12 protein-coding genes and 1 pseudogene are annotated in these 13,569 nt (G+C 68.4%); 8 read left to right on the top strand and 5 right to left on the bottom strand.

Going from position 1 to position 13,569, the window contains the following annotated elements; all coding sequences use genetic code 11:
• Positions 1–306: 306 nt before the first annotated feature.
• Complete coding sequence (locus tag ACZ39I_RS40750; RefSeq protein ID WP_467250677.1) at positions 307–876, bottom strand: CGNR zinc finger domain-containing protein; 570 nt, start codon at positions 874–876, stop codon at positions 307–309.
• A gap of 102 nt (positions 877–978) precedes the next feature.
• Between ACZ39I_RS40750 and ACZ39I_RS40745 the strand changes: the two genes are divergently transcribed.
• The 4 genes from ACZ39I_RS40745 (at position 979) to ACZ39I_RS40730 (ending at position 4,265) form a co-directional block, all read left to right on the top strand.
• Positions 979–2,151 (top strand): epoxide hydrolase family protein, encoded by a 1,173-nt coding sequence (locus tag ACZ39I_RS40745; RefSeq protein ID WP_467250675.1) that lies wholly within the window; start codon positions 979–981, stop codon positions 2,149–2,151.
• A gap of 107 nt (positions 2,152–2,258) precedes the next feature.
• Positions 2,259–2,498 (top strand): hypothetical protein, encoded by a 240-nt coding sequence (locus ACZ39I_RS40740; RefSeq protein ID WP_403661065.1) that lies wholly within the window; start codon positions 2,259–2,261, stop codon positions 2,496–2,498.
• Positions 2,498–2,875 carry a fic family toxin-antitoxin system, toxin component gene (locus tag ACZ39I_RS40735; protein ID WP_467250673.1) on the top strand — a complete coding sequence of 126 codons (378 nt, stop codon included), beginning with the start codon at positions 2,498–2,500 and terminating at the stop codon, positions 2,873–2,875. Before ACZ39I_RS40740 ends, ACZ39I_RS40735 begins: the two co-directional genes overlap by 1 nt.
• 271 nt (positions 2,876–3,146) lie before the next feature.
• Positions 3,147–4,265 (top strand): ferritin-like domain-containing protein, encoded by a 1,119-nt coding sequence (locus ACZ39I_RS40730; RefSeq protein WP_467250671.1) that lies wholly within the window; start codon positions 3,147–3,149, stop codon positions 4,263–4,265.
• Between the two features lie 520 nt (positions 4,266–4,785).
• Here the strand turns inward: ACZ39I_RS40730 and ACZ39I_RS40725 are convergent.
• Positions 4,786–5,829 (bottom strand): saccharopine dehydrogenase family protein, encoded by a 1,044-nt coding sequence (locus tag ACZ39I_RS40725; RefSeq protein ID WP_467250670.1) that lies wholly within the window; start codon positions 5,827–5,829, stop codon positions 4,786–4,788.
• Positions 5,830–5,957: 128 nt separating this feature from the next.
• Between ACZ39I_RS40725 and ACZ39I_RS40720 the strand changes: the two genes are divergently transcribed.
• Entirely contained in the window at positions 5,958–6,893 is a 936-nt protein-coding gene (locus tag ACZ39I_RS40720; protein ID WP_403661140.1) for a helix-turn-helix domain-containing protein, read from the top strand.
• 80 nt (positions 6,894–6,973) lie between these two features.
• Here ACZ39I_RS40720 and ACZ39I_RS40715 read toward each other — a convergent pair.
• Positions 6,974–8,296 (bottom strand): annotated as a pseudogene (locus ACZ39I_RS40715) (putative Ig domain-containing protein); the annotation flags it as partial.
• Between ACZ39I_RS40715 and ACZ39I_RS40710 the strand changes: the two are divergent.
• The 3 genes from ACZ39I_RS40710 (at position 8,264) to ACZ39I_RS40700 (ending at position 9,883) form a co-directional block, all read left to right on the top strand.
• The gene (locus ACZ39I_RS40710; protein WP_467250668.1) at positions 8,264–8,704 is read left to right on the top strand and encodes a TetR/AcrR family transcriptional regulator; all 441 of its coding nucleotides are present in this window, start codon (positions 8,264–8,266) and stop codon (positions 8,702–8,704) included. The pseudogene ACZ39I_RS40715 and the gene ACZ39I_RS40710 sit on opposite strands and share 33 nt — an antisense overlap.
• Before the next feature lie 129 nt (positions 8,705–8,833).
• A complete protein-coding gene (locus ACZ39I_RS40705; RefSeq protein WP_467250666.1) occupies positions 8,834–9,097 on the top strand; it encodes a GlsB/YeaQ/YmgE family stress response membrane protein in 264 nt (87 codons plus the stop codon).
• Between the two features lie 276 nt (positions 9,098–9,373).
• Positions 9,374–9,883 carry an ATP-binding protein gene (locus ACZ39I_RS40700; protein WP_467250664.1) on the top strand — a complete coding sequence of 170 codons (510 nt, stop codon included), beginning with the start codon at positions 9,374–9,376 and terminating at the stop codon, positions 9,881–9,883.
• 134 nt (positions 9,884–10,017) lie between these two features.
• Here ACZ39I_RS40700 and ACZ39I_RS40695 read toward each other — a convergent pair whose 3' ends face one another.
• Together ACZ39I_RS40695 and ACZ39I_RS40690 are read right to left on the bottom strand one after the other, a co-directional pair.
• Entirely contained in the window at positions 10,018–10,263 is a 246-nt protein-coding gene (locus ACZ39I_RS40695; RefSeq protein ID WP_467250704.1) for a DUF5133 domain-containing protein, read from the bottom strand.
• 563 nt (positions 10,264–10,826) lie between these two features.
• On the bottom strand, positions 10,827–13,382 hold the full coding sequence (locus ACZ39I_RS40690) for a discoidin domain-containing protein (RefSeq protein WP_467250662.1): 2,556 nt from the start codon (positions 13,380–13,382) through the stop codon (positions 10,827–10,829).
• Positions 13,383–13,569: the final 187 nt, after the last annotated feature.

Genomic DNA, 13,569 nt, shown 5'->3' with positions numbered 1-13,569 from the left:
GCCGGATGATCCGCAGCCTTGGTGGCGGCGACTGAGAGTTCGGCGGCAGGAGCCGAGCAGCGGTGGATCTTCGCTCGGCCGGTCCACGGCACTTCCCCGGGGCTGTGCTGTTCCAAGTGGGGATGGCAGGAGTTAACGACGCACCAGCGGGCGTCCAGTACCCGAATGACGACAGACACTCGGACAAGACGGCCACGATGTCGACCGTCCGAGGACGAGACCAGTCACCCCATGTTCGCCGAGGTGGTGCAGCTCCTGCCCCCGGAGTTCAGCGAGGCGCCCTGATGTGCGGGGCCGGGGCACCGATCACTCCGTGGGCTGCTTGCGCTGGTTGGCATTGAAGCGCGCTTTCTTCTGTCGATTCCCACAGGTGTTCATGTCGCACCATTTGCGAGTACGGCTTTGACTGGTGTCGAAGAAGGCGGCTTGGCAGGTGGGTGATGCGCACAAAGCCAGTTTTCCGTCTCGTTCGCCCGCGATGATGCTGATCGCGTCGGCGGCGATCACGCTGAGGGCGTCTTCCACGCAGGAAGCCGAGCCGAGTAGCCATCGGCGCTCACCCTCGGGTGTCAGGACAGCCGCAGCTCGACCCTGAGCGCTGCGCTCATTGATGACTCGGACAGCAGACGCAGGAAGAGCGTCCTGGACCGCGGCCGCTGTCGCAGCGGCGTGAATGGACTCCCTTAGTTCCCGGGCGAGTTCGAGCTGGGCCGGGGTGCAGGAGTCCACGGCGAGGCCGTTCACCGCCAGCCAGTCGACGAGTCGGTGCGGTGTGGCAATGCGCTCCACAGCATTGCCGTAACGCTCCGACAGGGTCCCCGTGAAGCTGGTCGCCAGCACGTTGCCGAGACGGAAGTCAGGAAACCCAGAGCGCATGGAACCACCTTAGCAGGTTCCATATCGACAGGAAGGCATGGTAGAACCGTCTAAGCCGGTTCGCCGGGTTCGCGGCCGGTTCCACGATGGCCAGGAGGTCTCATGCCCCGTCCAACCAGCGACGTGCAAGCATTTGAAGCCCACGCAACCGACGCCGACCTCGACGATCTGCGGGCGCGACTGGCCGCAGCCCGGCTGCCGGAGGCCGAGACGGTTCGTCACGCCGGGCGCGGACCTCACCGATGGGAACAGGGCGTTCCTCTCGCCGACCTCGCCGATGTCGTGAACTACTGGCGCAGCGGGTACAACTGGCGGTCGTTCGAAGAGCGCCTTGACCGGATCGGCCAGTTCCGCACGACCATTGATGATCTGGGAATCCACTTCCTGCACCGCCGGTCCGCGCGCGCAGACGCCACTCCCCTGATCCTGACGCACGGCTGGCCAGGCAGCATCGCCGAGTTCATCGATGTCGTGGACGAGTTGACGGATCCGAAGGATGCAGACACGCCGGCGTTCCACGTCGTGATCCCGTCGCTACCCGGCTTCGGTTACAGCGACAAGCCGGCCACCACCGGGTGGGGGACCGAAAAGATCGCGGCCGCATGGGTGGAACTGATGGCAAGGCTCGGTTACAGCCGGTTCACCGCCCACGGCGGCGACTGGGGAGGAAATGTCACCACGGTTCTCGGCGGCAGGTTCCCGGATCACGTTCTCGGCATCCACACAACGTTCGCCGAGGCACCGCCCGGGTTGACGACGGACGGGCTGACAGCGATCGAGCGCAGGTGGACCGAGGAAACCCACGATTTCTGGCATCACCGCGCGGCGTACGCGAAGCAGCAGGCGACCCGACCGCAGACCATCGGCTACTCGCTCGTCGACTCACCGGTCGGGTTGCTCGCCTGGATCCTCGACAAGTTCGCCGAGTGGTCGGACACCGAGGACAGCCCGTTCGAGACGATTTCCATGGACAGGGTTCTCGACGACGTCACCCTGTACTGGCTGACGCGGACCGGCGCATCGGCGGCCCGCATCTACTACGAGAGCCACAACTCCCTGGACCCCGGACTTCGGGTCGACGTCCCGTCGGCGATCACCATGTATCCCCGCGACATCGAGAAGTCCCCACGCCCCTGGGCACAGGAGCGGTACCGGCAGATCGTCCGATGGAGGGCGCCAGAAAGCGGAGGCCATTTCCCGTCGTTGGAGGTTCCCGGGTACTTCGTCAAAGATCTACAAGAGGGCCTCGCGGCAGTGCTGGCCGCCCGCTCGTAGGCCGACACGCGTGTCGGCCCATTCCTCCGAGAAGCGGACGGCACCGACGAGAGCAACCCTGCCGGACGCGAGGAGACCCCCGTGGTAACGGCTGTTACCATCAGGCTATGGCGAAGACACAGCTGGGTGCGCGTGTTGATCGTGAGGTCAAGGCGTTGGCTGAAGCCCGTGCGGCTGATCGCGGCCTCAGCCTCGGCGACTACATTGCAGCCCTCGTCCGGGAAGACACGGAAGGGCTGAAGCAGCGGGGTCTGGACGCTGCCAGGCGGTTCCTCGACGAGCACCAGTCGGTATTCGACGAGGTGGAAGACGTGGATCACCACGCATCAGGGGCGCACGCCGCGTAATGGACCTGCTCATCGACGTTCCCTGGATCCTCCAGGTCGCCGAGCTGGCAGGCGCAGGAGATCCCGCCCCCGACGACTACGGCGTTCCGGTGGCAGCTGTCGCCGGCCACCGGGCCGAGCTGCTGGAAACTCCCGTCTACGACGGTCCCTATGCTCGTGCGGCCGCCCTCGTGCACGTCCTCGGCCGCTGCCGCTGGCTCGAGTGGTCGAACATGGCCGTCGCCGCCGCGACCGGCGTGATGTATCTGGAAGCCTCCGGCATCCAGGTAAAGCCCGGCCGCGAAGACGCCGTTGCCCTGCGCGACCTCTTGCTTGATCCCGCATGTACGGCCAAGAGAATCGCCGTTCTGATGCGCGCCTGGCCGCACACCACCTGAACCACGGACCAAGCGAATCGCCCGCCAGATGCGCGGGTTTGCACGCTATCCGGCCATGAGCCTTCGGGCTGCCCAGCGAGGCCGGGCTACTGACTCGGGTGGGCTGCCTCCCGGGCTTTCATCGGATTGGTCTGACAGGGTGGCCGTGGCACCACGTCTGCCCGTCACGCCTCTCATCTGCGGTGATGACTGCTAGCTTCGCCAGCTGATCTATGGTCCCGTACGCCTGCGGCGGAGGCAGGGCCACGACTGCGAGGCGAGGAAGACTGGCGTGAGGGAAGATGCTGAGAGGCCGGCGACGGCTCCGTTCAAGCGCAGGACGTTCCTGGCCACTGCCGCCGTGACGGCCGCGACAGCCGCACCGGCGTCCGCCGCCGGTTCCCACGACGGACCGGCCGACCCCGGGCCTCTCGATTCCGTGGCGCGCCTGCTGGCCATGCCCGAGGCCGGCCGCGGCATCGACTGGCTCAGGTCGGCGCTACAAGTCGCCGTGGGACTGGAACTGTCCACCATCCCGCCGTACCTGTGCGGCTGGTGGTCCATCAGGGACCGCGGCGCGGATGCCGCGCGACTGATCCGGCGCATCATCGACGACGAGATGTACCACCTGGGCCTGGTGTGCAACCTGCTCGTGGCCGTGGGGGGCAGGCCCCGGATCAGGGCGGCGGCACCCACCTACCCCGGCCCGCTGCCCGGTGGCGTACGCGCCGGCGTGACCGTGTATCTGTCGGGTTTGACCAGGTCCTACGTGCACGACGTGATGATGGCCGTCGAAGCCCCCGAGGAACCGCTCGCTCTCAGGGACAGCGCCCCGCCCACCATCGGCGCCTTCTACGGCGCCGTTCTGGAGTGCTTCATGACCGTGGCCCCGCAGTTGTCTGCCCGCGGGCAGCTGAGCGCTCACATCGGGTCCGACGAACTGCGGCCGGTCGAGACCCTCCCGGACGTGGAGCGCTCCATCGACATCATCAGGGAGCAGGGCGAAGGCACGAGCAGCTCGCCGGCCGACTCCTTCGCCGACGACCACCCGGCCCACTACTACGCCTTCGGCGAGATCTACCACGGCCGGCAACTGCAACAGACCGACGCGGGCTGGACGTTCAGCGGGCCGCCCGTCCCCTTCCCCGACACACGTCCCATGGCCCGGGTCCCGGCCGGCGGCTGGCCCCGCCCGTCGGCGCCCGTGCAGCAGCTCCTGCACCGGTTCGACACCACCTACACCACCTTGCTCAACTCCCTCGACGCCGCCTGGGGCGACGGCGGTTTCCGCTCCCTGGGTGCGGCCATCCACGCCATGCGCTCCCTGGAAGAGCCCGCCGTACGACTGATGGAGACCAAGATTCCCGGCACTCACAGCACATACGGCCCCCAGTTCCATGCCCTCCCCTGACGCCCAGAACCGTCTCACCGTCGCCCAGCCGCCCCGCGTCCGCGGGCGCACCGTAGGCCGTCGGATACGCGCATGGCAGCCCCGCCGCGTGCACCGACGGGAGCCTGCCCCGCACGCCGACGCCCCGGTCGTCCCACCTCAGCGCGAATGAGATCGCCCAACTCGTCGTCGGTCACGTCCGCCGCATCTCGGGGGCGCAGCCGGATGGTCCCCTTCCCGCTGACGAGGTCCGGATGGCGGGAGGTGAAGTCCGCGCCCCGGTCCTTGTCCCACCCGTAGACCGAGACCTCGTGCTGCCACACCCCGACATGGAGCTTTCGGTTGCCAACCCGGTAGGTCGGCATCCCGTAGGACAGTACGAGGCTCGCCTCGGGATGGAGAGGGCAAGAGGCGTCCCGGGCCACAGGCAGCCCTTGGGCATCGGCGGACCGCGTGGGCGGGTGATCGCGGGCAGGGCGTGTTGGCGGCGTGTACTTGTTCTCCACGGCAGACGACGGCCTCGCGGGTGGCGGGGGCGAGGTCAGGCGAGCTGCTTCTGTGGGCCCAGGTCGAGGGTGATGTGCGCGGCGAGCGCGCGCAGGAAGTCCGGGGCGTCGAAGATCTCCCCGGCGGAGGCGACGCCGGTGGTCCGGATGCGGCCGGTCAGGACGCGTTCGAGGGCCTCGGCGACCAGGGGTGCGGTGACGGCGTAGATGTCCTGGCCACTGGCCGTGGCCCGGCGTTCGGCGCCGCCCGCGCGTACGACGGCGTCGACGAGGAAGGTCTGGTCCGAGCGCCCGGTCTTGTCGGTGGCGGTCGGGGCCGGTGTGTCGGGGGCGGCGATGTCGCGGACCGCCTCGGCGGTCATGTAGGTGGTCACATCGGGAATGGACAGGTGCTGGGGGACGGTGACGACGTCCGCCATCGTGAACTCCCCGATCACCTGCCGGGGGCCCATCGGGTTCGGGAAGGTCCACTCCAAGGTGGGCGCCTGGTCGGTGCGGTGCTCCCACTGTCCGCCGCGGTAGCGCAGGCGATGGTCACCGCGCCGCTCGCGTGAGACCGCGCCCGAGAGCCGGGTGCCGTTGGTGGGATGCCAGTTGCTGAGCGCGTAGGCGATGTGGGCCTCGTCGGCTTCGGTCCAGTCGCCCATCGCCGCGGTGGCCAGCAGGTCGCCCAGACCGCCGAAGAAGGCCATGGCCGGAACGATCACCGCTCCCGTGTCCCGGGCTCGCTCGCGGTAGTGGGTGAAGGTGTCGAGATTCGCCTCGAGCTCGGCGGCCACGTCCAGGTAGGGGATGCCCGCGCGCAGCGCGGCCTCGATGACGGGGCCGGTGGTCGAGGCGAAGGGCCCGGCGCAGTTGATGACCGCCACCGTTCCTGCCAGAGCACGGTCCAGCGAAGCCGGGTCCCCGACCGACGCCACCCGGGCCTCCAGCCCGTGTTCGCCGGCCAGTTCCTCGACCACCCGCGCGTTGCGCCCCGACGGCACCGGGACGTACCCCCGCGCGGCCAGCTCCGCGACCACGAACCGCCCCGTGTGACCGTACGCCCCGAAGACCGCAACCAGCTGACCTGACCCCATGAGACTGCTCCCCTACATTCGTAGACCCGCCACGATGCTGATCCGCTGCGGCCTGACACCCCCATCCTGTCCTCGCGGCAGCGCTCCGCATGAGTGTCGGAAACGACATGCCGCGTACAGTTTCGGACATGCCCACCGTCGCACTGGCCGTCACCGATGGCATGCTCCACTACGAACTGGCCGTGGCCGTCGAGATCTTCGGGTCCGACCTCACCCACGTCGTCGACCCCTGGTACGACTTCTTCCTCTGCGGCAACGGCCCGGTCCGAGTCGACCGCTTCCGCCTCGAACCCGACCACGGACTCGACCACCTCGCGCACGCGGACACGGTGATCGTCCCCAGCTGGGCCGACACGGATCACGAACCGCCCCGCGAACTGGTCGACGCGGTGCGTGCCGCTCATGCGGCCGGCGCCCGCGTGGCCTCCCTGTGCACAGGCGCGTTCATTCTGGGCGCAGCAGGACTGCTCGACGGCCGGCGCGCCACCACACATTGGGCTCACACCCGGGAACTGGCCCGCCGCCACCCCGCGGCCACAGTCGATCCGGACGTCCTCTACGTCGACAACGGAGACGTCCTCACCTCCGCGGGCAAGGCCGCCGCCATGGACCTGTGCCTGCACCTGGTCCGCCTCGACCACGGCTCGGCCAACGCCAACAAGATCGCCCGGCGTCTGGTCGTCCCACCCCATCGCGACGGTGGCCAGGCCCAGTTCATCGCGACCCCCCTGCCCGCTCCCGGCAACCACCCCCTGAGCGAACTCATCCCCTGGGCGTTGCAGCGACTGGACCAACCGCTCACCGTGGAGGACCTGGCCCGCCGGGCCCGTATGAGCTCACGCCACCTCGCTCGGCACTTCAAAACTCTCACCGGCACCACACCACTGCAGTGGCTCCACACCCAGCGCATCCGCCACGCCCAGGAACTGCTGGAGACCACCGACGCCACCGTGGACACCATCGCCGCGGCCACCGGCATGGGCACCGCCACCACGCTGCGCCGCCACTTCCACCGCAGCGTCGGGGTCCCACCCGACACCTATCGCCGCACCTTCCGGCCCTGACAAGGCACACCGGGTGGACAACGGGTGTCCCGCACGCGGACGGTCTCCGCGTGCGGGATCGGGTGTTCCCCTCGGATGGGTCAGCTGGTCGTCAGGGCGGTGTCGTCCACGACGAAGCTGGTCTGGAGGGAGGAGTCCTCCACTCCGTTGAACTTCAGGGTGACGCTGGAGCCGGCGTACGAGGACAGGTCGAAGGACTTCTGGGCGTACCCGGAGGCCTTGTTGAGGTTGGAGTAGGTGGCCAGGGTCGTCGAGCCCGCGGTGACCGTCAGCTTGTCGTAGGCGCTGCTGGTCGAGGTCTCCGCGGTGTCGATGTGCAGGTAGAAGGTGAAGGTGGCCTTGCAGCCGCTCGGCACGGTCACCGACTGGGAGAGCGTGTCGGTGTGCGCGGAACCGTAGCCGTCCAGCCAGGCGTAGTAGGAACCGGCGTGTGCCGCCTCGCTGGTGGAGTTGGTGATGACCCCGCCGGCGGCGGTCCAGGTGGTGTTGCCCGACTCGAAGCCGGCGTTGCCGAGCAGCTGGGTCGAGGTGCAGGTGCCGCTGCCGGAGCCGACGGTCCAGGTGAAGGAGGTCGAGCCGGAGGCGCCGGTGGAGTCCTTCGCGGTGACGGTGACCTGGTAGGTGCCCGCGGTGGACGCCGTTCCCGTGATCTTGCCCGTCGAGCTGCCGATGGACAGGCCGGTCGGCAGCCCGGAGGCGTTGTAGGTGAGGGTCGCGCCCGCGCTGTCGCTCGCGCTGATCTGCAGGCTGACGGAGCCGCCGGTCGTCGTCGACTGGCTGCCCGGGTTGGTGACGGCCACCGTGTTGCCGGAAGTGGTGCCGGAGGCGAAGGCGCTGGTGCCGTTGGGGGTGCCCCAGCCGGTCGGGCCGTCGTAGCCGGTGGTCGCGGTGCAGAAGTACGAGGTGGAGCAGGAGCCGTTGTTGCCGCTGGTCACGTCGTACAGGTTGGAGGTGTGGGAGTAGGGGTACTTCGCCGGGTAGTCGCTGGAGCCCGGGGTGCCCGCGAGGGCGTACACGCCCGCGATGATCGGCGACGAGGCGCTGGTGCCGCCGTAGACCGCCCAGCCGGAGCCGCCGTAGGTGTCGTACACGGCCACACCGGTCGCGGGGTCGGCGACCGCGGAGACGTCGGCCTCCATCCGCTTGGTGCACCCGGTGTCGGTCTGCCAGGTCGGCTTGGGGTCGTAGGCGGAGCAGCCCGAGCCGGTGCCCTCGGTGGAGCTGGTCTTCCACACGGACTCGGTCCAGCCGCGGGAGTTGGAGGATGTGGACAGGGCGGTGCCGCCGACTGCCGTCACGTACTGGGAGGTTGCCGGGTACTCGGCACCGTAGGCGGAGTCACCGGAGGAGACGGTGATCGCGACACCCGGGTGCTTGAAGTACGAGGTGTCCTGGGCGAACTGCTGGCGGCGAGCCTGGAGGAACGCGCTTCCGCCTTCATCGCGACACTCCTGCCCGAGGCGGGCGACGGCCGCTCACCTCGCGCGCGGACTCTGCACGTCTTCGAACAGGTGGAACGGCAGGCGGGGGCGCCCGAGTTCCGAGGATGCAGATACCTGTCCGCCCAGATCGAACTCAAGGACCGGAGTCACCCCGCGAGCCAGGTGGCCCACCGAGTCAAGGGCCAACTGACAGCCTTCTTCCGGGCGGAGGCCGAACAGGGCGGAGCCGCCGATCCGGACCTGCTCGCCCGACAGCTCAGCCTGGTCTTCGACGGCGCCAGCGCCCGCGCAGGAATCGGAGCCGACAGCCTGACCGGCCTCATCACCCCCACGGTGGCCGCCCTGCTCGATGCGGCGGACGTGCGCTGACAATCCGCTCACGCCGCACCTATAGAACACGAAGTTCTTTATCTGTCTCATACATTGGGCAGAGTGGTCTCGGATCGAACGGGCACTCGCATGTCACCAACGACTGAACCGAGGAGTGACAGACCGCCCATGGAGATCTCAGGCATCATCAGCGCGATCGTCATCGGCATCGTGATCGGTGTTCTCGGCCGACTCGTCATCCCCGGACGCCAGCACATCGGCGTCCTGTGGACGATCCTGATCGGCATCATCGCCGCGTTCATCGGCGCCGCCATCGCCGCCGGCCTCGGCGTCGCCGACACCAACGGCGTCGACTGGATCGAGTGGCTCATCCAGATCGCCCTCGCCGCCGTCGGCGTAGCGGCCCTCAGCAAGGTGAAGGTCCGTCACTGACCGCAGCCCGAAGTGCGTCCCAGCGCCACCGGTTCACAGCACCCGACGCGGCCCCGGCAGCCGGCGCGGGCCCGCCACAGGAAGAAGGACACCGGTAACGACGAGCACGCACACGACCGCCCAGGCGCCGGCCGCGGACAACCCGCGGCCGGCGCAGGCATGAGCGCAGCTCGCGCACGGTAGCCGTTGGGGCTGCTCGTTGGTGGTGACTGTGATGGTGTTTCGGGGGTAGGCGGTCGGGGCAATGAGCGGCGCTTCGGACGTGAGGCGGACTGTATGGACCTGCCTGGGCAAGATCAGGGGCAGCAGCCGCTTGCGGACCATCGAGTGGAAATGTCCGCCGCATTCGAGGGCAGCGATGAGGAAATCGGCGAGGCCCGCTCTGTGGCCCGGGCCTTCCTGACGGACCTGCGAGAAGGACATGCCCTGCCGGTGTCGGATCGAGCGATGGGCACGGTGGAGCTCGTGGTGAGCGAGCTCGTGACCAACGCGCGGAAATACGCCCTGGGCCCCTTCCTGCTGACCTTGGAACTCACCGGAGAGGCCGTCGCGGTCGCGGTGTGGGACACCGAGCCGCAGCTGCCCGTGATCCTGGCCAGAGACCCTCAGCGGGTGGGACGGCACGGTCTGGAGGTTGTCACGGCCGTCTCCCGGAGCTTCGAGGTCCACCGTGAGCCGGTGGGCAAGCGGGTGGTCGCGACAGTCACGTGGTGTGACGATCCAGTCGGCGACCTGGCCGACCATCGGGTGGTGCTGTCTTCACCGGGCGAGGTCCCAAGGAGGTGAAGAAGTCCCTGGGTCCTTGCTCGGGCCGGATCGGACGGCGGGTGCTGAATGAACCGTTCATCGACGTGGTCACTGCCGCTGCCTGTGCACGCGGCAGTGACCTGACCCAACAGCAGGGCGAAGAGTCGTCCCTCTTACGCGGCCAGCGTCTCATCCTCCTTGAAGACGCCTGCACGGCTCCTGCTGTACTGCTCCAGCAGGGCATCGGCCGCGCGCAGAGCCTGCTCGGCGGTGCGGGCTCCGGTCATCACGCACAGCGTGTAAGTGGAGTCTTCAAGAGCACGGCTGGTGCGGCCGCTGGGAAGCACGTCATGTTCGATACGGGCCTGAGCGAACCGGGCCAGTACAGCGCGCAGTTCCTTCTCCGCCGGAATGATCACAGTCATACCTTCCCCTCAAACCCCTCTCGCAGGGCGGCCGGCCGCACCGCGAGCACCTGGCTGCATCCGAGCTCTGACACCCACGGCTCACCACCGGGCACGTCAGGCAGGCCTCAAGTGCCCCGCACTCGGATGTCCATGCCACCGTGCTCCGATCCAATTCCTGTGACCCGTGGCTGTGGGCTATCGCTTGGATGTCGAAGAAGGCTTCCTCTTTCTTCAACAACACCTGGGGGCAAGGGCCATGCGGACCACGGCAGCGCTCATCTCCACGGCAGCCCTGCTGCTGACACTTGCCGCCTGTTCGGACGGATCAGGAGACTCCGGCAGCCCGTCGGACAGCGCCACAGCGTCCTCCTCGACGCGCCCTACGCCGCGGGCTGGTCGCCGACGACCCCGCCGAAGACCCGGCCCGCCGCCTCCGACTGGCCTTCGTGAGCGATCTCCAGCTGGGCCCGGCCGGGGCGGGAAAGCCCGGTAGGACAGTGCTGGGACCGTGAGCGCGGTCCCAGCACGCCGGGTCGGTGTCCTGGTCGGTGGCGGTCCCGCTCACCCGCCGCAGGTCACGGGAACTGGGTGATCTTGGATGGGACGGTGTCGGTGCCGGAGGTGGGCGCGCCGGTGTCGTTGACGACGTGGGCGTACTGTCCCTTGCCGCCCAGGGAGATCACCTGGATGCTGTGCAACTTGATGCCGGGCTTGACCGGCACCTGGAAGCCGTGACGCTGCACGATGGAGGGGTCCGAGGTGTAGTTGCAGTAGCTGCCCAGGCCCCACGCCTCGTGCACGTTGACCGTGTCGGCGACCTTGTAGGCGGCGTAGCCGACGATGCCGTCGTGGGTGATGGCGGCGGCGTTGGGGGCGTCGTAGGCCTTCTCGTTCTGGAAGAAGATCGTGCGGCCCCGTTCGCCGTTCCACAGCACGTCGTATTTGTTGAAGTGCTCGACGAACAGGCCGGTGGTGAGGACGTCATCGCCGTTCACCACCAGGCCGTAGTCGGCGCGGTTGGTCTCCCAGCCGACACCCTGGCCGTGGTCGGCGCGCCAGATCCAGGTGTGGTCGACGACGACGTCGTCGCTGTTGACCACTACGGAGTTGGTCGCGAGGCCGGGGCCCGCGCCGCCGATGCGGATGAACACGTCCTGCATGGTGGTCGGGTTGGCGGAATGGTCCGAGGCCGCGCCGGCGGGTCCGATCTGGAGCAGCGTGTCGGACCGGGTCGCGCCGGCGTCGATGAGGAATCCGGCGAGCCGGACGCCGTCGACGTCCGCGACGTGCATGGCGTCGATGCCGCCGTCGGGGACGAGCGTGGCCAGGCCCAGCCCGAGCACCACGGTGTCGGACCGGGTGACGTTGATCGTCTGGTCGAGGTGATAGACGCCGGGGGTGAAGAGCAGGTTGAGGCCCTGGGCCAGTGCGGTGTTGATGGTGGCGGCGGTCGCGCCGGGCTTGACGACGTAGAACTGGCTGAGCGGGAGCGAGGTCCCGGCATTGGCGGGCCAGGACACCCCGCGGGCGTTGGTGCGCTTGGCGGGGACGAAGACCTTGTAGTCGTTGCCGTCGAGGTAGAGGAGCGGCTTCTCGCGGGAGACCGGAGTCGTGTCCAGCGTGGTGTACGGGCCGGTGTCGAAGTTGGTCGCCGGGGCGCCCTGGACACCGGAGAACGTCATGTTCCACACACCGTTGGTCCAACCGCCGACCGAGCTGTCGCGGGTGTACCACTGCTGCTGCGAGTACGGGCCCACGGTGCCGTCGATCTTGGAGTCGGCGATGTAGCCCCCGGAGGCCCAGCCGTAGCCGTTGGGTGCCAGGTTGAGGCCGCCCTTGACGTGGATACGGCGGAAGGGCGCGGCCTGGGCGACGGCCCAGCGGTCGGTGCCGTTGGACGGAGTGATCGCGAGGTTCTCCGCCGAGCGCCAGAAGTTCTGCGTCGCGTTGCCGTTGAACCAGCCCGCGTCCACGGTGATGTCACCGTTGATCTGGGTGTCGTCGGGGTTCAGTCCGAGACCTGAGATCGAGGTGTAGAAGCCGAGTTGGGCGTTGATGCCGTTGTAGGTGCCCGGCTTGAGGAGGAACTGGTAGCGCCCGGAGCCGAACTGCGCGGACTCCTGCTGGGTGAAGACCTGGTCGAACTTCTGCTGGAGGTTGGGGGTGGAGGGGTCGACGACGATCACGTTCGGGCCGAGGTCACCGCCGCCCTGGACCGGGCCTCCGGTGCCGCCGGACGTGGTGTGGACGGCGACTTCCCAGAGCGAGTAGCCGTAGGCCGTGCCGCGGGCCGTTCCGAGAACGCGGACGTAGCGGCCCGTGCCGCTCACGTCGTAGGACGCACGGCCTCCGGTCGCGCCGGCGACGGTCTTGAGGGTGCTCCAGTTCTGACCGTCGGCGGAAGCCTGGAGCTGGAAGTCTCTGCCGTACGCGGCTTCCCAGTTCAGGTCGATCCTGCAGATGTCCTGGGACGAGCCCAGGTCGACGCGTAGCCACTGCGGGTCAGCGGCCTGGCTGGACCAGCGAGTGGAATCGTTGCCGTCGAATGCCGCGGACGCGGGGGTGCCGGCGTTCTCCGTCGAGGACGCCGAAGCGGTCCTGCCCTGCGCCGAGTTGGCGGTCGAGCAGCTGCCGGGCTGGGTGGTGCCAGGGGTCCCGAACACCTGGAACTCCCAGAGCGAGTAACCCCATGGGGTGGCCCGGTGGATGCCCTGCATACGCACGTAGCGGCCCTGGCCCGAAACGGTGAGGGTGTCGGTGCCACCGTCCCCTCCGGTGACGGTCCGAAGGTCGGTCCAGGATCCGGAACCGCCGTCCGGCGAGACCTGGATCTTGTAGTCCGCGGCGTAGGCCGCTTCCCAGCTGAGGACGACCTGGTTGATCGAGGCCGTGGCCCCCAGGTCGACCTGGAGCCACTGGTCGTCGGCCGCGGCCGAGGACCAACGGGTGCCCGTGTCACCGTCAACTGCGGCGGCGGCAGGCGTGCTTGCGTTCTCCGTCGAGGACGACGCGGCCGTCCTGCCCTGCGACAGATTGGCGTCGGCCGCGAGGGCCGGGGGTGGTGCGACGACGGGAAGGGCGATCAGCGCCACCGTACTGGCAAGCGCGACACCGAGAGATCTGAGACCCATGCCAAGTCTCCCCTGCGGGTGGATGAAGGATGGTCACGAGAGGCCACTTCGTACTTAGTTCAGACCTTGATTTAAATGTTGACTTGAGTGGTTCGGCAACCCCTGTGACATCAGATTCCGTGCAACTTGTGCACACCGGCGGCCCCTTGACCCGGCGGCAGCCTTCAGTGGGTGACGCCAAGGAGCG

This window comes from Streptomyces sp. NPDC024687 (genome assembly GCF_055559055.1).
This window is presented reverse-complemented; position numbering and strand designations above follow the sequence as displayed.